Genomic DNA, 19,969 nt, shown 5'->3' with positions numbered 1-19,969 from the left:
AATTTTAAAAAATAAAACTATACCTTAACTAACAAAAGAAATTAGTTAAGGCATTATGATACAATGGGTGATAATTATAATTTTTTATTGGAGAGTAGTAGTATACTTATCATACTGGCGCGCAAACATAACCCTATTCTATCAACAAGTAGCGATAAGTACCTACGCACATCTACTCACATAAGAAAGAATCTTTGATTTATGATTTTATTAACGCGCAGTTAAACAGTAATTTACATAAAACAAAAAAAACTTGCATTAATAAAAAATGAGGAAAGACTTTTTATCATAATATTTTGATCTCTCATCTCTTATTTTCTAACACATCAATTCTTTGTTTCAATTCTTTATTTTCTGCAGACAATTCTTGCATGGCTTTAATCATTGGTGCAATTAAATCGGTATAACGAACCGAGAGCATCTTATCTGCACTATGATCTTCTTGTATAATTCCAGCATCCTTGTAGCTTACCTCCTGAAGGGTTTGCTGTAATTCTTGCGCAATTATCCCCCATTCTTTTGTTTTTAGTTCATTATTTTTACGGACGTATTCTACGGGATGGAGTTTATTTACAAAATCTAAACCTAATGGTATTGTTTTTATATCTTCTTTAAATCGTCTATCAGATGTTGTTGTAAATGGTACTTGACCTGCTATAGATGTAATTGCCGTATTTCCTAATTGTATGGTATTTGATGAACTCACCTGTGCTTCATTACCAATCGCTGTTGTATTTGTTAAATTTTCTCCTGTAGATCCCGAATTATGACCAATTGCAGTATTACCTGATCCAGTAGTATTATTTACAAGCGCACTATATCCGATAGCTACATTATTACTAGCCGTATTATTTTTTAAAGCAAGAGCCCCGTTCGCCACATTATTATTTCCTGTATTATTTAACACTAAGGCCTGAAAACCAGTTGCTGTATTATCGTTACCTCTTGAATTATTTTTTAATGCCTCCGATCCAATAGCAATATTTTCAGCACCATTATAATTAACTGATAAGCTGTTTGCGCCTACAGCAACATTATCATGCCCTAATAGTTCCCCAGATGTATTACCATGAAGACTATTGTATCCAATGGCTGTATTCCAGCGCCCTGCGGAGCTTCCCGAAGGAGTTCCTTTATACGAATTCACTCCAAATGAGGTATTAAAAGTCTGATGTGCTAATAGACCCGCAGGTATATTTCCTCTTTTAAACACTACATCTACATTATCTGTAGTTCCGATAAAATTAGTTCCTGAGCTTGTACCCGAATTCCCAGATGTGTTCCATACATTGTCTGATGATGCCAGAATATTCCATTTAGCGCCATTCCAATAGTAGTAACCTGGAGTTACAGTTGCTATTCCTGTTCCATCTGTAGCTGTGTTATAAACAAGCAAACCAGCCGCTGGATTGGTAATAGTTGTGTTATCTGTCGTTGATTTTAAGGTAATACGCGGAGGAAGAAAGCCTTTATTTGTGGCACTTAATTCTAATACAGCCGAATTGTCTGGTGCTGGAACATTAATTCCAATACTGGCATTTACTCCCGATCTATTTATATTCACTCCATAAATGCTATTCCCAATGTTCAGTTGGTAACTTCCTGCTGTATTGGTCGGTTTGGTATCTGATCCTAAAAAGATATTTTTATTTCCTGAAGTAAGCATAGTTCCCGCATTGCTACCCACTGCTACATTACTATCAGATGTACCTGCAGTAGTACCTTTTAGATAGAGTAATGCTTTCATCCCTAATGCAGTGTTACTGCTACCATAGTTATTATTTTGTAATGCATCATATCCAATAGCTGTGTTCAAATCACCATATGCAGTATTGTAAGCTGCATAACTTCCTATAGCAGTATTTAGACTACCTGTATTTCCACTATACAATGAATTGTGCCCCATACTGGTGTTCATTCTACCTGTTCTGATATTTTGGGAAGAACTGTTACCTACGGCTGTATTAGAATCTCCTGAGATTACGTTGCTTAATGCCAAGCTTCCTATTCCAGTGTTGAATGAAGTACTATTTAAATTTAGTGCATAGTTCCCTAATGCCGTATTATTATTTCCTGAACCATTTCTATTAAGCGCATTCGAGCCAATACCAACATTCCCTTTTCCTGATATTACGTTTTGTAAAGCCTGCTCACCAAATGAAATATTTCCTTGAGCCAGCATCCCTATCTGTACTTTGTTACGTTTAAATATAATGTTGTTATCATCTGTAGTTCCTATAAAATCAGTAGCAGGATTGGTTCCTGAATTCCCTTTTAGCCCCCATCCTCCTGAACTTGAATCCATTAAGCGAATCCATTTTGAAGCAGTTGTATTCCAGTAATAATACCCTGGCATAACATCACCAGCAGTTGCCGTATTATAAACTGTTAAAGAATTTGCTGCTGATGGTATTGTAGTAACATCTGTAGTGCTTGTAAGTGACACACGCGAAAGTAAAACTCCTTTATTAGGCAGTTTAACATCTAAAGCCGATGACTCATCTGGAGTTTTTGTTCCTATTCCTATTTGAGCATATGAACTATAACCAATAAAGGCAAGAACAAAGAGAAAAATATATTTTTTCATGAACTTAAAATTAAAATCAACAATTTACTCTTCAAAAGAGTAAATCACTGGGGGGATAAAACAATTGTAGCTCTAGTTTGAAAAACAGACAGGTTTATACTATCTCATGACTACAGGGTACAAAACTATCACTATCCTTACAATAAGTAATACTATCAGGCTACGCACATCTACTCAGAATAAATAAAAAGCCTTTATTTGTGAACTCGTTAACACTTAAAAGACGGTAGCATGCTTTTTAGATTTTTCTTCTTACTTTTTAAAAACAAAAAAACCTTTGCTCATTTTTCATGATATAAAGGGCTTTTAAAGATAAAGTAACTCTTAGTTTATTTATCACATTAACTTACAATGTACCAGATTATTAAACACCCAATGTCTTTGATTAAACTTTTTTGACCATCTCCTTTCTAATAAAATTCTAATTTTTTTCTAAAACATCTCTAACGGCATTTTCTAGAGAGCCACACTAATTTTGCGCCATGGTTACGAATTACTTGTTTATCAATCAATTCAAACTATTAGGAGTACTATAATCATTAACGCAATTCTCTTATTCCTAAAATAGATAATAATAACGCCAATTAGAATTGGCAAATAGTATTTAGCACATAGAGACATCAAATTATAATTTAAGGTGGTTCTAGAAAATTATATTTTTTTCGCACAGCCTTATGTGATTTTTTTTGAATAAAACATCTTTTAAAGACTATGTGAATTATGGATCTATGTGTTAAATCAATTAAAAAGAAAAGGAGGTTTATTATGATTACAACTTATGAATTCACAACACGTATAGTACTTGCATCACTGCTGGGAGCAGCAATAGGTATTGAACGTCAATGGCGACAAAAAAATGCTGGGCTGCGTACAAATACATTAGTTTCATTAGGATCTACTGCTTTTATACTACTCTCTGTTTCTTTGGGTGATGGTGCAGATCCTAGCAGAGTTGCCGCACAAATTGTCTCAGGAATCGGTTTTCTGGGAGCTGGAGTAATCATGAAAGACGGACTAAGTGTACAGGGATTAAATACAGCAGCAACCATTTGGTGCTCAGCAGCGGTAGGTACACTTGTAGGCATAGGTTTATTTACAGAAGCCATAATCGTAAGTATTGCTGTAATGATTACACATTTACTGCTTCGTCCTGTAGGTTTAAAACTGAACCGTTTGCAATCTATAAAGTCTCTTAATACTCCTACCGATTACCTATTTACTATAAAATGTAAAGCAGAAGTTGAAAACCATCTTCGGGTAATGCTAATGCAGAGTTTAGGAAATGAAGAAGCAATATTATTGAAATCATTAACAAGCGACGATGGTGATAATCCATCAATAGCTCTTATAACAGCCGAAATAAAGGCAATAACCCCACAGGATAGTTTAATGGAAAAAGTAGCAAGCCGACTAACGATTGAAGAAAAAGTAATGAAGGTAAGCTGGGAAATTATGGGAACACAAACTGATTTGTAGGTTATAATCCTTGTTATCCACATTCTTATTTCTCTATCCTAATTTTCAAAGGAATCTCAATTTTTTATCAATACTAATTAAAACCACAAAAAATGAGTGTAAAAGAAAAAATAAAACATCCATTTTATTCTTTAACCAATAGCAATGGAATGAATGAAGGTACTACGACTAAACTGCGTAATGCTTCCAGAAACGATCATAATTTTGTTTATGCAATGTTAGAAAGCTCTGAAATTGGACTTACAAAACTAACCTCTGATGAACGGCTTAAAAAATTTGGTTTAAATGAAGTACAGCACGATAAAGCTCCTTCATGGCTAAGTCAGTTGATTAAAGCATTTATAAACCCATTTATTTTTATACTGCTAGTTATTGCTATAATCTCATTTATTGTTGATATCTGGATGGCTGAACCGGGTGAAAGTGATTATAAGACTGTAATCATGGTAGCCGGAATGGTTATTTTTAGTGCTTTACTACGATTTTTTCAAGAATACAGAAGCAATCAGGCTGCTGAGAAATTGAAAAGTATGGTAAAAACTACCGCTACCGTTTTAAGAAAATTCATTGGCAAAAGAGAAATAGCTATGACAGAGTTAGTTCCCGGAGACATTCTCTTTTTGTCAGCAGGAGATATGATACCAGCAGACTGCCGCATCATGAAATGTAAAGATCTATTTGTGAGTGAATCCATGCTTACTGGTGAAGCACTGCCTGTAGAAAAAAATGCCCTCCCGATACGTGATGCAGATACAAAACAGCCTATAGAGCTCAACAATCTTTGTTTTATGGGAACCAATGTTGTTAGTGGTACTGCCAAGGCAATAGTTGTTGTTACTGGAAATCGCACCTATTTTGGAAGCATTAGCAAAACTATTACAGGAAATAGACCCGAAACCTCTTTTGACATAGGCATAAACAAAGTGAGCTACTTGCTTATTCGTTTTATGCTGGTTATGGTTCCTATCATCTTTTTGATCAATGGCTTTCTAAAAGGAGACTGGATGCAGGCTCTTTTGTTTGCAATAGCTGTAGCAGTAGGTTTAACTCCCGAAATGCTGCCAATGATTGTAACTGCCAATCTTGCTAAGGGTGCAATGAATATGAGTAAGCATAAAGTAATCGTAAAACGATTAAACGCTATCCAAAATATTGGTGCGATGGATATTCTTTGTACCGACAAAACTGGCACGCTGACATTAGATAAAATTGTTTTAGAAAAACATTTAAATGCCCTTGGCGACGAGGATGATGAAGTATTAAAATGGGCTTACCTCAATAGTTTTCATCAAACAGGATTAAAAAACATACTCGACAAAGCCGTTCTGGAACATATTGAACTACATGATTATCTAAAAGTAGAAGAACACTTTATGAAAGTAGATGAAATTCCTTTTGATTTTGAACGCAGACGCATGTCGGTTATTCTTAAAATGCGAAACGGAAACCACCTATTAATATGTAAAGGAGCAGTCGAAGAAATTTTAGACCTCTGTTCACATACCTTCGACCCAGGTGAAAATAAAGAATTACATCTTGAGAATGACAAAATAATACTGATGGATGAGAAAATGCGAGACAAAGTTTTGCAGACCTCAAAAAAAATGAATGAAGAAGGATTAAGAGTTTTATTAGTAGCTATTCGGGAATTTGACGGAAAACACCCGCTTACCTATTCTGTAGATGATGAACAACAACTTACACTAACAGGCTTTATAGGTTTCCTTGATCCAGCAAAACCATCGGCACAACCAAGTATAGCAGCGCTTCAGGAATTAGGAGTAACCGTAAAAGTTGTAACTGGCGATAATGAAATTGTCACTAAAAAAATATGCAATGATGTTGGAATTCCTGTAAAAAACATAGTATTAGGCACCGAGCTGGAATCTATGACAGAAGAAGAACTATCTCTAAAAATAGATGATGTTTCAATTTTTGCGAAACTAAGTCCATTACAAAAAGTAAGAGTTGTAAAAGCATTAAGAGCAAAAGGACATACTGTTGGTTTTATGGGTGATGGTATCAATGATGCAGCTGCACTTAAAGAAGCAGATGTAGGCATAAGTGTAGATACTGCTGTAGATATTGCCAAAGAAAGCGCCGATATAATACTATTAGAAAAAGATTTAATGGTGCTGCGTAAAGGAGTTATTTACGGACGAAGAACTTTCGGAAACATCATTAAATATATAAAAATGACAGCCAGCAGTAACTTCGGAAATATGTTTAGTATGCTAGGCGCAAGTGCCTTCCTACCCTTCTTACCAATGCTTCCTGTACAATTATTAACACAAAATCTATTATACGATATATCACAAACAACCATTCCTTGGGACAAAATGGATGAAGATTTCTTAAAGGAACCAAAAAAATGGGATGCTTCTAGCATACAGCGTTTTATGCTTTTTATTGGTCCAATCAGTTCCATTTTTGACTTTGCAACATTTGCTTTGATGTTCTTCTATTTCAAAGCCAATAGTCCAGAGCTACAATCGTTCTTTCAAACAGGCTGGTTTATAGAAGGTTTACTTTCTCAAACATTAATTATACATATGATACGAACTAAAAAAATTCCATTCATACAAAGTTGGGCTACAGCACCAGTATTGGCATTAACAACAATAATAATGCTTGTAGGTATCGCTATTCCGTTCTCGCCATTAGCACCGATGTTAAAAATGCAACCGCTCCCTTTAAGCTATTTCCCTTGGTTATTTGGAATACTGACTTGCTATTGCTTATTAACACAATATGTTAAGACATGGTTTATTAAAAAATTTAATCAATGGTTATAATATTAAAACAACATGAAACTAAATACTAAAAACAATTACAGATTCGACACACCAAGAATCATTAATCAAAAAAAGCAATACCGAAACCTTTTAGTAACGCTAATTACTGCAACAGCTTTAACAGCTTGCGGTGGTAAAGAAGAAACGACAGATAAACAAAATTATACTTTACAAAATGATACCATTGTAGTTCCTGCGACATCTACAATTAGTCCGAAATTAAAATTAGAAACGGTTATAAATGAGCCGTTTCAATTAGAATTAATAACAGCAGGTACTGTAAAAGCGATTCCTAACTTTTATGCCGAAATTGCTCCTCCATTTTCTGGAAGAGTTACCAAAGTACATTTAAAACTAGGAATGAAAACTCAGGTAGGAACACCACTTTTTGAAATGGTCTCACCAGATTTTATTGATGCACAAAAAAACTTCTTTCAGGCAAAATCAACTTTTCAAATCGCTAAACTTTCTCTAAAACGTCAGCAGGATTTAAAAACTAATGGTGTAGGATCTCAAAAAGATCTGGAAGAAGCAGAAACAAACTTTGAAATCAATGAAAAAGAATACCAAAATGCAATTGCAAGCTTAAAAATATTTGGAGTAAATGTAAACAAGCTTGTTTTTGGTCAACCGCTTATTATCACCTCTCCTGTTGCTGGAGAAGTAATAACAAATGAAGTTGTATTAGGACAATACATCAAAGAAGATGACTCGCCTAAAGCTATAGTAGCCGATTTAAAAAAGGTATGGATTGCCGGGCAGGTTAAAGAAAAAGACGTTCGTTTTATTAAGAAACTAGATGGTGCCGAGATTCAGCTAGCTTCCTATCCTGATAAAAAAATTACTGGAAAAATTTACCATGTCAATGAAATAGTTGATGAGGATACACGAAGCGTACAAGTCTTGATAGAATGCACTAATGAAGACCATACACTAAAACCGGGTATGTATGTAACTGTAAAATTCATAGACACTCCCGAAAATACACTGTTTGTTCCTGCCAAAGCAGTCTTACAATATAACGACAGCAGTTTTGTACTTGTTCAACTAGAAAAAGGAAAATATGTTAGACGTTATGTAGAAACGGGAATTTCCAGCAACGGAAAAATAGCAATACTATCTGGACTAAAAGCAAATGAAATAATCATAAGCGAAGGGGCTTTTTATCTACTTGAAGCGAAGTAAAAACAAAGAGGTTCTGAGTGGCAAAGAGACAAAGGTTTTTCTCAATATTATCATTTCGACGAAGGAGAAATCTTCGTGAGAAACTTCATAATCATTGTCGAGCAACTTGATGAGATTTACTACGTCTGTTTGCTATCGCTCGGGTCTACTTCGTCGAAATGACAGACAAGACGAGACATTAACAATAAAACACTTTCTATCAAATCATTATCATCTTTGGAGCTCGCTTTGAACCTTTGCCCCTTTAAAACTCAGCATCTTTGAACCTTAACAAGAAAAAAAATGAAACAAAATATATTTCAAACAACAATAGCAAAACGCTGGTTAATTCTGACGTTATTTTTACTTCTTTCAGTATTTGGCTATTATTCATGGACAAAGCTTTCGGTAGAAGCCTATCCAGATATTGGCGATGTAACCTCGCAAGTAGTAACACAAGTCTCAGGTTTGGCAGCCGAAGAGATAGAACAACAAATCACTATTCCGATAGAACGCGCTATAAATGGTTTGCCGGGTATGCACGTAATGCGAAGCAAAAGCACCTTTGGATTATCAATGGTAACAATTGTTTTTGATGACGGTGTAGATGATTATTTTGCCCGAGCAAGAATTCAGGAACGCTTAAACGATGTCGAATTACCGTATGGAGCAATTCCTGGTTTAGATCCGCTTACCTCACCTACTGGCGAAATATATCGCTATATCATCGAAAGCAAAAATCATGATTTAAGAGCCTTAAGTGAATTGCAGGAATACACTATTATTCCAAGAATAAAGCAAATTTCTGGAGTAGCCGATGTAACCAATTTTGGAGGTATTACAACACAATATCAAGTTGAATTAGATCCTCGCAAAATAGAACAATATGGTTTATCATTAAGTGAAGTAACCGAAACTATCGAGAAAAACAACGCCAATGTTGGTGGAAGTGTCATCAATCGTGGTGACCAAGCCTATGTGGTACGTGGCATTGGTTTGGTAAAAAATCTAGAAGATATCGGACGTATTGTAGTTAAATCGGTAAACGGATTGCCTATTTATCTAAATGATATTGGAAAATTAAAATATGGCAATCTAGAGCGTAAAGGTGCATTAGGATATTCAGACAAACGAGGAGCAGATTATTCGGATAATATCCAAGGCATAGTGCTTTTGCTAAAAAACGAAAATCCATCAGTAGTTTTAAAAGGAGTAAATGAGGCTGTAGATGATTTAAACAAAAATTACCTGCCAGAAGGAGTTCAGATTCATACTTTTTTAGACAGAACCGATTTAGTAGATACCACACTTACCACCGTATCACACACCTTACTAGAAGGAATGGCACTGGTAATTATAGTATTAATAGTTTTTTTAGGAAGCTGGAGAGGTGCCTTATTAGTAGCTATTACAATCCCTATTTCGCTTTTAATTGCCTTTATTTTAATGAAGCTTACCAATATTCCTGCTAATCTACTTTCGCTGGGAGCAATTGATTTTGGGATTATTGTAGACGGAGCAATTGTAATGATGGAAACCATCCTGAAAAAACGTGAAGATCATGAGGATGTTGAACTAACAGAACAAAGTGTAGCAGAAAGAGCAAAAAGCGTAGCACGTCCTATATTTTTTGCAACATTAATTATCATTATCGCTTACTTGCCATTATTTGCTTTTGAGCGTGTAGAGAAAAAACTATTTACTCCAATGGCTTTTACAGTAGGTTATGCACTATTAGGAGCTTTATCCGTTGCTTTATTGCTTATTCCAGGATTGGCCTATTTTATCTATCGCAAGCCACAAAAAATGTATCATAATAAATGGCTGGATAAACTAACCAATTCGTATCATAACAGCATCCTAAAAATAATGAAGGCTCCTAAAAAGGTAATTGCTCCTTTAGTTGCAGTACTAAGCTTTGCATTTATACTTACAGCAATGGTAGGAAAAGATTTTTTACCACCACTCGACGAAGGTTCAATCTGGCTGCAAGTATCATTACCACCGGGTATTACTTTAGAGAAATCAAAAGAAATGAGCGATACACTGCGTCATCGAACATTAAAACACGATGAAGTAACCTATATGATGGTACAAGCAGGACGTAATGATGATGGAACGGATGCATGGACACCATCACATTATGAATGTAGTATAGGTTTAAAACCCTATAGCCAATGGAAATGGGGAAAAACCAAAGCCGATTTAATTAAAGAACTCGGAGAAGAATATGCCAGTATGCCAGGTTATAACGTAGGGTTTACTCAACCAATGATTGATGGTGTAATGGATAAAATATCAGGAGCTCATAGCGAATTGGTTGTAAAAATTTACGGAAACGATTTTAAAGAAACCAGAAGAATAGCCGAAGACATCATTAAAACACTAGAAAATGTAAAAGGAGCAGTTGACTTAGCCATAGATCAAGAGCCGCCATTACCACAAATACAAGTTATTGCTGACCGTCAAAAAATTGCTCAGTATGGTCTAAACGTAGATGATGTGTCTGAATTAATAGAAGTAGCAATGGGTGGAAAAGCAGTATCTCAACTATTTGTGGAAAATAAAGTCTACGATATCATAACGAGATACAATGAAGAAAGCCGTAATAGTCTGGAAAAAATAGGAAATCTAATGCTGACCAATTCTGAGGGAATTAAAATCCCATTGTCACAAGTATGCGATATCAAACTTAATACAGGAGAAAGCACGATTGCAAGAGAAATGAATAAACGCCATCTTACTGTTAGATTAAACTTAAGAGGTGCCGATTTGGGTTCTTTCCTGGCACAGGCACAATCTAAAATAGAAGAAAAGGTAAAATACGACCACGAAAAATATAAAATAAAATGGGGCGGACAATTTGAAAATCAAGAACGCGCATACAGCCATTTAGCTATTATTGTGCCACTAGCACTATCCTTAATGTTTGTACTTCTATATGGTGCATTCGGAAAATTCCGTCAGGCAGGATTGCTAATGAGTATTGTTCCACTGGCCTTATTTGGAGGAATGTTGGCGCTTAATGTCCGAGGAATGACCCTTAACGTATCATCAGCAGTCGGTTTTATTGCCTTGTTTGGAGTTGCTATACAAAATGGAGTTATTATGATTTCACATATCAATCAGCTTCGTAAAAGAGGAATGGATTTACTTGGTGCAGTAACAAATGGAGCAAAACAACGCTTTAGACCCGTATTAATGACAGCAACAGTTGCCGTACTGGGTTTATTACCAGCTTCATTAGCAACAGGTATCGGCAGCGATGTACAGCGGCCACTGGCAACAGTAATAGTATATGGGCTGCTATTCTCTACAATTCTAACACTATTTGCTTTACCATCACTTTATTATTTGATGGAGAAAAAATTTGGAGAGGAAAACGAAGTACAACAAGATAAAATCGATAATCAATAAAATGATCTATTATGATTAAAAATATAAAATCCAAATGGGTAATCCTTTTGATACTGCTGTCTATTTCAGCAATATCAAATGCTCAGATAGACACCACATTTACACAAGTGAAAATGAATTATACTCATTTTTTATCCTTAGTAAATAAAAACAATTTAGGATATGCAGCTGAGAAATTCAATGTAAATATAGCAGAAGCAGATATAGAAGCTGCAAAAGTATTTCCAGATCCAGAACTTGCTATAGGAGCTAGTGATAATGGTCAACGAAGAATGCAAATGGGATATGGATTTTCGTCAGAAGTAAGCTGGACATTAGAACTTGGCGGCAAGCGAAAAGCTCGAATAAATGTAGCAAAAAGCACAAACGAACTTACAAAGGCATTACTAGAAGATTATTTTCGTAACCTGCGTGCAGAGGCAACTTTAAACTATTTGACCAGCTTAAAGCAAAAGGACATATTCAATGTACAATTAAACTCTTACACTATACTTAAAAACATAGCAGTAGCAGATAGCATTCAGTATAAACTAGGGAATATAGCCGAAATTGATGCGCGCCAGAGTAATTTAGAAGCCAACTCAATGCTCAATGAAGTGTACCAAAGTGAAGCCGATTGGAAAACAGCCTTATTAGAACTAGGAACTATGGTAGGAAGTCAGAAAGCAGATACTTTGTATTCGCCATCAGGAGACTTAGCAAAGTTTGACCGTTTGTTTGATTTAAATGAGCTAATTACCGCAGCCGAAAACAATCGTGCTGATTTGCTCGCAGCATTAAAAAACAAAAACGTATCTCAGGATCTTTTAAAATTAGCCAAAGCAAATAGAGCAATCGACTTAGGATTAGGTTTAGGAGTCGAAAGCGCATCGATAGTGAGTAATGCCGTTGCGCCTACTCCATCATCAAACTCAATTTCGGCAGGCATTACAATACCATTAAAGTTTTCTAATCGAAATAAAGGAGAGCTAAAAGCAGCAGAATTTAGTATGCAACAAGCAGCAATTTTATACAAGCAAACAGAATTACAAATACAAATAGAGGTAAGAAAAGCATACTTTAACTACCTCACAACTCAAAAACAAGTACGCCAATTTAACACAGGCTTACTAGCCGATGCACAAAAGCTTCTTAATGGAAAAGTATATAGCTATAAACGTGGAGAAACTAGTTTACTCGAAGTTTTAAATGCACAACGAACCTATAATGAAACACAACTTAATTATTATGAAACCCTATACAATTATGCTGCTGCACTGGTTGAACTAGAAAAATCAGTAGGTATTTGGGATATTAATTTTTAAAATAATATAGATAAAATGAAAAATACATATACAATCTGCATCATGCTCTTTTTTATATTAAAAATTAGCGCACAACAAGAAAGCCTCACATTTGGCATAAGTGGTGGTACAAACTGGTCATCATTAACTGGGAAAGATATTGATAATCTATCTAGTGATGGATCAACCAAAAGAGCAGTTGGACATTCAATTGGAGTTACCCTTGATAATAAACCATCCAATTATTTTGGCTTAAAACACGAACTTTTTTATAGCCGACGAGTTACAACAATCAGAATGGAAGATGAAATAAATCCAGCATTCGATAGCAAATTTAAGCGACAATACATTGATCTGTTTCCTGCAAGCCCTACTTTATATTACAAAGGCTTTGAAGTTTATGTAGGGCCTTATTTAGGGCTCTTATTAAACGCTTCAGTGCAACGGAAAGACGAAAACGGAAGCACATACACCGATAAAACAATTTACGGAACTGGACAAGCTACAGGCGACTATAGCCAGAAAATGGATGCGGGATTTGTAGCAGGATTAAATTATGCACTACCAAATGGTATAAACATAGGTGCAAGATACATTAGAGGTTTAGTACCCATATTAGAAAATTCTGAAAGTAAACACCAATGGAAAATATACAATGAAAGCATTTTTGTAACAATAGGATATAAATTCAACAAAAAGTAAGTTTTCTTAACACATAGAAACATAGTTTTTTTTTAAAACTAAAGACAGGCGTTTCACTTTATTTATAATGCACATAGCGCTATGTGAGAGAAATGCATTTCTCTGTTGAATTCTTTAATCATATTGTGAATCTATGTTTCTATGTGTTTGATAAAAAACAAACTTAAGATTGTATCCTTTTTAATGCATAGAAACCTAATTTTTTAAACTAAAGGCAGGCGTTTCACTTTTTTATAATGCATATAGCACTATGCGAAAGAAATGTATTTCTCTGTTAAATTCTTTAATCATATAGCGAATCTATGTTTCCATGTGTTTAATAAAAAACAAACTAAAATTGTATGCTTTTTAATGCATAGAAACATAGTTTATTCATAAACTAAAACCAACACTAGACTCTTTTAATCAACACATTAAATACTTTTATCTCACTTATTTCTTTAAGATTCCTTTTTCAACGCTTTCATCAATTAACTTTTCGGCATAATTCCAGATACTGCTTGAACCTTCTTTGATCGCTATTTTTTTCTCATAAACTTTATCATACTTCACACCAAATTCACTCCAGGTTCCGCCATTGTTTGACGTATTTTGTAATAACGGTTCCAACCTGTCCATTGCTTTAGCAAATTTTGCTTCATTAGTTTCACCAGCTTCAAATTCTTCCCAAATTTTAATGAACTCCTCCGCCTGCTCTTGAGGCAGTAAACCAAAAATCCTATTAGCAGCCAAACGCTCCTCATCAGTATTAGAGTGACTTTTTTGAGTATCATAAATAAAAGTATCACCAGCATCAATTTCGACAATGTCGTGAATCAACACCATTTTAACTACTTTCAAAACATCAATGGCAGTATCCGAATGTTCAGCCAGAACTATTGCCATTACAGCTAAATGCCAACTGTGTTCAGCATCATTTTCATTTCTATCACTATTAAAGAGTTTCGTTTTTCTTTGAATGTATTTAATTTTATCAATCTCTTTAATAAAATCAATTTGCTTTAATAATTTCTCAGATAACATATTTATGTTTTTATATAATTAAATATTCTTTCAGTAAAACTTCAATATAAAGCGGCATATTAAAATTATAAAAAAAGAAGTAATTTATTTATTTTAATTTCTTTTAACTATCCAACTTTTAAACTCTATTCACACTCACAATGCTTTTTTAAAAAACTGACCTAATCTTCTTAAATCATGTTCTAAGTTGTCATCCCATTGTAATGCAAAATTTAACCGCATACAATTATTAAATTGATCGTGTTGAGTAAACATTCTTCCGGGTGCATAACTTAATTTTTGTTCAATAGCAAGATCATAGAGTTCAGCAGTATCAATTCTTTCGTCTAGCTCCAGCCATAAAAAAAAGCCTCCTTGTGGTTGTGATATTTTTGTATTGGCAGGAAAATGATCTTCAATGGTTCGCTGATATTTTAGGCAATTGGTATGTAAAGTCTGTCTAAGCTTCCTCAAATGCTGATCATAACCTCCAAACTCCATAAAATCAGCTATAACTTCCTGATATAAAGAAGGCATCGATACCGTTTGTAATAGTTTTTGCGATATAATTTTATTTTTAAACTTTCCCGGAGCCACCCACCCTATTCTATAACCTGGGGCTAAAGTTTTAGAAATTCCGCCACACCACATCACAATACCGGCTTCATCATAAATTTTACATGGTTTAGGTCTGGAAGCACCAAAATAAAGATTTCCAAATAAGTCATCTTCTATTAGCGGAACATTATAAAAAGTAAGCATTTCTACCAGCCTTATTTTAGTAGCATCAGGCATTAAACTACCCATCGGATTATTGAAATTACTAACCAGACAAACTGCATTTACCTTGTGTATGATTTTTTTTAAGGCGTCAATATCTACACCAAAAACAGGATCAGTAGGAAGTTCAATTACATATAATCCCATTGACTTTGCTAATTGTAAAATTCCAAAATACACAGGACTCTCTACAGCAATTGTATCACCACTTTTAGTAACAGCTGTTAAACAATTAAATATGGCACTCATTGTTCCGGGAGTCGTTACAAAATCGTCACCCGTTAATTTACCTTCTAATACTAATGCCCATTTTGCAATACTTCTTCTTAAATTTTCATTCCCTTGAGCGGGCTCAATTGCCAAGCCCTTATTACCAAGATCTCGGGTAATTTTAATAACACCTTTGCTTAATTTAGCAATAGGCAACAAACTATCGTCAGGAATCCCTAAAGAAAACTGCCTGCTGTCTTTCCTGTTTAAAGATTCATATATTTTATTAATTAATTCATCGGGATTTTTTTCTTTTGCAGTCAAGTCTGGTTTACTAATAGACGGCAGAGCCAGCTTTCTTTGACTTGATATACTCACATAATAGCCAGATCTCGCTCGTGATTCAATAAGAGATTTACTTTCTAACTCTAAGAAAGTCTGCTTGGCTGTATTAAGGCTAATACCATAAATCTTTTGTACAGATCGCAATGATGGAAGTTTATCCCCAATTCTTAATGTTCCAGAAAGAATTTGTGCCTCGATTATTTTTGCAATTTTATGATATAAAACTTCCTTTCTCATTTATAAAAAATTTCTGTGTCCTGTAAAATTACAGAATACAAATCTGTATCCTAAATTATTGCGCTAAAAATTTTAGAATCTATTAAACGGAATGATTGATCCAGTTTGTCAACCTAAAAATTGAATCTTTTAAGCTTTCATTTACAGGATGCTTCATTTTATCTTTTTGGGTAAAAAGTAATAAATCGGCGGCCATTTCATCAGAAACAACTGTTTTATCAGAAAGCACTCTATAAGTAATCTCATCCGATTCATTAAACAAAATAAAAGAACAAGCTAGTATTTTATCATTGTCAGCCATCATAATATCCAGAGGGAGACCAAAATCTGGTGTTAATGTATTTATCCTAAAACTGTCTTGTTGCGTATATAAGTCTACAATCTTCTTAAGATCTGATACGTAAACTGATCTGTATGTAATATTCATCACTTGCTTTATTTTTATTATCATTTCCAATTTGCTACAAGGCAAATGTAAATTACAACTCTAAAAAGACACAGATACAGAAATGTGTTTTATTAAGGACACAGAAATTTTAATTTATTTTGGGAGTAATTAGTAAAACGAAAAATAATACATGTAATTCTTAGTACAAGAATGTCAGTATTACATAAAATTTATATGGATAAGTAGTACTATTAAAGTTTGATTTTACTACTAAAAACGTATATATTCCCATCTAAAATAATTATTATTTTTGTAAAAAACTTTAATATGATTGAAGATCAAGAAATAACTAGTAAAGCATCTCTTATTACTTATTTTGAAAATATCATTCCACTTAACCAAAAAGAAAAAGCGTTTGTTTCAGAAAAATTTCAATTAAGACTTTACCGAAAAAAACAATATGTGGAGATATAAGTACCCATATGTATTTTGTAGTACACGGATGCCTTCGTATGTATAAAGTAGATAACAAAGGTTGTATTCATATTATTCATTTTGCAGCAGAAAACTTGTGGATGAGCAACATCGGAAGTTTCTATTCTGCAACGCCCTCAGAAATGAACATTGATGCTTTAGAAAACACATTGGTTTTACATATCAGCTATAATGACTTAACAACACTTTATGTTCAGGCTCCAAAATTCAATCGTATCTTCCGTGTATTAATAGAAAATAACTATGTATCACTACAAAAACGCTTGCTTCAAAATATCAGTTCTACAGCAGAAGACCGCTATAATTCATTTCTAGAAGCATACTCCCATTTAGCAAACCGCCTTCCTCAAAACCAGATTGCTGCCTTTTTAGGTATTACTCCAGAGTTTGTTAGTCGCTTACGTAGCCGTTTAAACAAATCAGATACTTAAACTAGATCAATACTATTTCTTGATCTAGTTCATTGGTAAACGCTCCTTCTTACCTGAACTTTGCCTTCTCAAAATTTAAGTAATAAATCTAAAAGACATGAAAAAGTTTAGTGTAACAATTTTACTTTCCACTTTATCTATTATATATAGCTATGCACAAACCATACACTACGATGGCAAAGAATTTGAAGTTTCAAATGTAATTGCTTCGACTACCTTTTTAAATGGTGAAAAAGTTCTAAAAATTGAACGTGATCTAACAAAAATACCATTCGATATAAACCATTTGGAAAAAACTGTTGACGAACCCACATTTCTTAAACTGAAGAATGTAGAATTTGAAAATGGTATAATTGAAATTAAAGTTTTGAGCCAATTACAAGATCCTTTACCTTTTAAGTTTTCAAAAGGTTTTATAGGGCTTGCTTTTAGGATTAATAAAGATAATAGTACCTACCAGTCAATTTATTTAAGACCTAAAGCAGGCAGATCAGAAAACCAATTAGAAAGAAACCATACTGTACAATACTATGCTTACCCAAACTATAAATTTGCTAAACTCAGAAAAGAGGAATACAAAGGTCAATACGAAACGTATGCCGATATTGATTTAAACGAATGGATTACTATAAAAATAGAAGTCAAAGATAAAAAAGCAATACTGTACCTAAACGGACAAAAACATCCTTCGTTTATTGTAAATGAAATGTTAGGAAATTTTGATGGCAGTGGCGTAGGCCTTTGGGTAGATGTTGGTACAATAGGCTATTTTAAAGAACTGAAAATAATTAAGACAAAATAATATGTATCGTTATTAATTTAATTTTTTTATTAGGATACAAGTTGTTGTTTAATAAAAGTAACTTATGATAGCATAATAACACGTATATATGTAATGCAGCAACAGAAAAGGTTTTAGAGTATAGTCTTCACTAATTATATATCATTCTTTAATTCTCTCCCTCTAAAGCTATTACTTGATTTTTTAGAAATTAATTTATAATTTCCAAAAAATCATTGAGGTTCTGTTTGCCAAGGTATTATAATTAAGACCGTTGCTACCATTGGATAGGCCCCAGCTCAAAGCAGTACCATTAGCTCCTGCTATCTTAAAGTAAATCAAATCACCAGCTTGCCCTGATGCTGTTAAATTTATAGAATAAGTATAATAGTTGTAGTATAGATTTACTGGTTTAATTAGGGTTAATTCTGCAATGTCTAATAATGTATCAGCTGGTCTATCTGATGGTGTACTTCCTGTTTGTTTTAATGCGCTAATATAAAAAGGGGCAGCGCCAGATCCTGTAGCTGAACCATATAGTCGAAAAGAAAAGACATAAGCTCCTGTTTCTGGCAATTCTATACTTTGTATTTCGACATTATCATCTTTGCGCCAGCTTAGTCGAGTTCCTCCATATCCACTATTAGCCCCTGCAATTATGTCTGTGGCGCCTTGGGAAATTTTACTGATACTTGTATGCAAAGTATATTGAACTGCTGTTGTAACAATAGATCCTCCAATGTCTATGTTTCCTAAAGTATTATTAAAAAAACGAATTGGAACATTACTTATTCCGACAGGACTAGTTACTTTAGGTTTGCCTGTAACAATATAGGTAAGCTTACCAGTGCCAGTAGCCTGTCCTGCTTGTAATGTAAAATGAAGACCATTGTACTCGTACGATTCTCCTTCGGAATAATACCCTCCATTTCCTCCATTATACCGAACCTCTAAAACACCACTATAATCTACGCCTGCAGTATATGAATTTGGAGTAAGTACCGCACTTTTGTTGATTAATCCTCCCTCTATTTTAGCTTTTATTGTAGTAGCATCTGTAAGCAATCGCCATCTTGAACCATTCCAGAACATAAACCCTTTTATAGGAAAATCAGGGTTTAATCCTGTGTTATAAACCAAAAGCGATGTAGCTGCTTTTCCTCCTGCAATAGAAACCTGATCGGTTTCCCCTTTTAAAGTAACTTTAGGAAGTAAAACTCCTTTATCATTAGCGACTACATCTAATTTTGCAGAGGAATCTGGCATATGAGTCCCAATTCCTGTCTGAGCATTTGATACAAATCCGATAAGGGCTAAAGTTGTTAGACCTATTTTTTTGAGTAATGACATTCGATTTTTAACAGATTCATATGTGTTGATATAATGTGTGATTTTCATTGTTTTCGATTATTTAAAGTTTCACAAATTTTATACTACTAATTACTTCCATTCACTTTTTAGTATTTCTTCCTCAGAGTTATATATTAAAAAAATCATATAGAGTAATTATAAACTAATGATTTGCATTTATTTTACTAGAGTTGCTATCATAGTCTCCCATAACAAATAATAGACAACTCAATTAAAACTAGCATCATTCTCATAAGTAAAATGATGTGCTCACTCAATCTTATTTTAATAATTACATAACACTATAATCCTGTAATTAATAATTAATGTTTTAATTTGAGGGCAAAAATAGCTATACTCTTTTTTAAAAACCTCCGCTTAAAGCCATAAAACATGCACTATAAGCCATAATTCATTTTTGATTAATTTTAAATTATACAGCTAATAGAGCATCTTCAAGTATTTTAAAAACTTACACAATCATCTAGTTGATAAAAATATTTGATAGGGATTTTTGTCAAGAGTA

General features: G+C 33.9%; 14 protein-coding genes. 9 read left to right on the top strand and 5 right to left on the bottom strand.

All coding sequences use genetic code 11. The features are described from left to right. Positions 1–304 precede the first annotated feature (304 nt). A complete protein-coding gene (locus LPB87_RS18355) occupies positions 305–2,587 on the bottom strand; it encodes a tail fiber domain-containing protein (protein ID WP_230728843.1) in 2,283 nt (760 codons plus the stop codon). Between the two features lie 765 nt (positions 2,588–3,352). Between LPB87_RS18355 and LPB87_RS18350 the strand changes: the two genes are divergently transcribed. The 6 genes from LPB87_RS18350 to LPB87_RS18325 all read left to right on the top strand — a co-directional run bounded on the left by LPB87_RS18350 (position 3,353) and on the right by LPB87_RS18325 (position 13,424). Then, positions 3,353–4,063: an MgtC/SapB family protein gene (locus tag LPB87_RS18350; RefSeq protein WP_230728842.1), complete on the top strand. Its 711-nt coding sequence runs from the start codon at positions 3,353–3,355 to the stop codon at positions 4,061–4,063. A gap of 92 nt (positions 4,064–4,155) precedes the next feature. Beyond that, positions 4,156–6,858, top strand: a complete 2,703-nt coding sequence (gene mgtA / locus LPB87_RS18345; protein WP_230728841.1) for a magnesium-translocating P-type ATPase — start codon at positions 4,156–4,158, stop codon at positions 6,856–6,858. Positions 6,859–6,870: 12 nt separating this feature from the next. After that, positions 6,871–8,043, top strand: coding sequence for an efflux RND transporter periplasmic adaptor subunit (locus LPB87_RS18340; RefSeq protein WP_230728840.1), 1,173 nt, complete (start codon positions 6,871–6,873; stop codon positions 8,041–8,043). A 282-nt stretch (positions 8,044–8,325) separates the two neighbouring features. Beyond that, a complete protein-coding gene (locus tag LPB87_RS18335) occupies positions 8,326–11,439 on the top strand; it encodes a CusA/CzcA family heavy metal efflux RND transporter (RefSeq protein ID WP_230728839.1) in 3,114 nt (1,037 codons plus the stop codon). A gap of 11 nt (positions 11,440–11,450) precedes the next feature. Then, complete coding sequence (locus tag LPB87_RS18330; RefSeq protein WP_230728838.1) at positions 11,451–12,743, top strand: TolC family protein; 1,293 nt, start codon at positions 11,451–11,453, stop codon at positions 12,741–12,743. Positions 12,744–12,758: 15 nt separating this feature from the next. Beyond that, positions 12,759–13,424, top strand: a complete 666-nt coding sequence (locus LPB87_RS18325; protein ID WP_230728837.1) for a porin family protein — start codon at positions 12,759–12,761, stop codon at positions 13,422–13,424. Positions 13,425–13,856: 432 nt separating this feature from the next. Here LPB87_RS18325 and LPB87_RS18320 read toward each other — a convergent pair whose 3' ends face one another. The 3 genes from LPB87_RS18320 to LPB87_RS18310 all read right to left on the bottom strand — a co-directional run bounded on the left by LPB87_RS18320 (position 13,857) and on the right by LPB87_RS18310 (position 16,425). Next, positions 13,857–14,447 carry an HD domain-containing protein gene (locus LPB87_RS18320; protein ID WP_230728836.1) on the bottom strand — a complete coding sequence of 197 codons (591 nt, stop codon included), beginning with the start codon at positions 14,445–14,447 and terminating at the stop codon, positions 13,857–13,859. A gap of 135 nt (positions 14,448–14,582) precedes the next feature. Next, positions 14,583–15,998: a PLP-dependent aminotransferase family protein gene (locus tag LPB87_RS18315; RefSeq protein WP_230728835.1), complete on the bottom strand. Its 1,416-nt coding sequence runs from the start codon at positions 15,996–15,998 to the stop codon at positions 14,583–14,585. Between the two features lie 82 nt (positions 15,999–16,080). Next, a complete protein-coding gene (locus LPB87_RS18310; RefSeq protein ID WP_230728834.1) occupies positions 16,081–16,425 on the bottom strand; it encodes a hypothetical protein in 345 nt (114 codons plus the stop codon). A gap of 288 nt (positions 16,426–16,713) precedes the next feature. Between LPB87_RS18310 and LPB87_RS18305 the strand changes: the two genes are divergently transcribed. The 3 genes from LPB87_RS18305 to LPB87_RS18295 all read left to right on the top strand — a co-directional run bounded on the left by LPB87_RS18305 (position 16,714) and on the right by LPB87_RS18295 (position 18,114). Then, the gene (locus tag LPB87_RS18305) at positions 16,714–16,860 is read left to right on the top strand and encodes a hypothetical protein (protein ID WP_230728833.1); all 147 of its coding nucleotides are present in this window, start codon (positions 16,714–16,716) and stop codon (positions 16,858–16,860) included. A gap of 8 nt (positions 16,861–16,868) precedes the next feature. Then, a complete protein-coding gene (locus tag LPB87_RS18300) occupies positions 16,869–17,312 on the top strand; it encodes a Crp/Fnr family transcriptional regulator (protein ID WP_230728832.1) in 444 nt (147 codons plus the stop codon). A 97-nt stretch (positions 17,313–17,409) separates the two neighbouring features. Further along, positions 17,410–18,114, top strand: a complete 705-nt coding sequence (locus LPB87_RS18295) for a hypothetical protein (protein ID WP_230728831.1) — start codon at positions 17,410–17,412, stop codon at positions 18,112–18,114. Positions 18,115–18,309: 195 nt separating this feature from the next. On the opposite strand, the gene LPB87_RS18290 is transcribed toward LPB87_RS18295, so the two are convergent. Next, the gene (locus LPB87_RS18290; RefSeq protein WP_230728830.1) at positions 18,310–19,491 is read right to left on the bottom strand and encodes a hypothetical protein; all 1,182 of its coding nucleotides are present in this window, start codon (positions 19,489–19,491) and stop codon (positions 18,310–18,312) included. Between the last annotated feature and the right edge of the window lie 478 nt (positions 19,492–19,969).

Source organism: Flavobacterium sp. EDS, from assembly GCF_020991525.1.
In the GTDB taxonomy this organism is placed as follows: Bacteria; Bacteroidota; Bacteroidia; order Flavobacteriales; family Flavobacteriaceae; genus Flavobacterium.
This window is presented reverse-complemented; position numbering and strand designations above follow the sequence as displayed.

What these genes read in the sequence shown, in the direction of transcription:
- LPB87_RS18355 (WP_230728843.1), bottom strand. Translation starts at nt 2,587, where the DNA reads ATGAAAAAATATATTTTTCTCTTTGTTCTTGCCTTTATTGGTTATAGT.
- LPB87_RS18350 (WP_230728842.1), top strand. Translation starts at nt 3,353, where the DNA reads ATGATTACAACTTATGAATTCACAACACGTATAGTACTTGCATCACTG.
- mgtA (WP_230728841.1), top strand. Translation starts at nt 4,156, where the DNA reads ATGAGTGTAAAAGAAAAAATAAAACATCCATTTTATTCTTTAACCAAT.
- LPB87_RS18340 (WP_230728840.1), top strand. Translation starts at nt 6,871, where the DNA reads ATGAAACTAAATACTAAAAACAATTACAGATTCGACACACCAAGAATC.
- LPB87_RS18335 (WP_230728839.1), top strand. Translation starts at nt 8,326, where the DNA reads ATGAAACAAAATATATTTCAAACAACAATAGCAAAACGCTGGTTAATT.
- LPB87_RS18330 (WP_230728838.1), top strand. Translation starts at nt 11,451, where the DNA reads ATGATTAAAAATATAAAATCCAAATGGGTAATCCTTTTGATACTGCTG.
- LPB87_RS18325 (WP_230728837.1), top strand. Translation starts at nt 12,759, where the DNA reads ATGAAAAATACATATACAATCTGCATCATGCTCTTTTTTATATTAAAA.
- LPB87_RS18320 (WP_230728836.1), bottom strand. Translation starts at nt 14,447, where the DNA reads ATGTTATCTGAGAAATTATTAAAGCAAATTGATTTTATTAAAGAGATT.
- LPB87_RS18315 (WP_230728835.1), bottom strand. Translation starts at nt 15,998, where the DNA reads ATGAGAAAGGAAGTTTTATATCATAAAATTGCAAAAATAATCGAGGCA.
- LPB87_RS18310 (WP_230728834.1), bottom strand. Translation starts at nt 16,425, where the DNA reads ATGAATATTACATACAGATCAGTTTACGTATCAGATCTTAAGAAGATT.
- LPB87_RS18305 (WP_230728833.1), top strand. Translation starts at nt 16,714, where the DNA reads ATGATTGAAGATCAAGAAATAACTAGTAAAGCATCTCTTATTACTTAT.
- LPB87_RS18300 (WP_230728832.1), top strand. Translation starts at nt 16,869, where the DNA reads ATGTATTTTGTAGTACACGGATGCCTTCGTATGTATAAAGTAGATAAC.
- LPB87_RS18295 (WP_230728831.1), top strand. Translation starts at nt 17,410, where the DNA reads ATGAAAAAGTTTAGTGTAACAATTTTACTTTCCACTTTATCTATTATA.
- LPB87_RS18290 (WP_230728830.1), bottom strand. Translation starts at nt 19,491, where the DNA reads ATGAAAATCACACATTATATCAACACATATGAATCTGTTAAAAATCGA.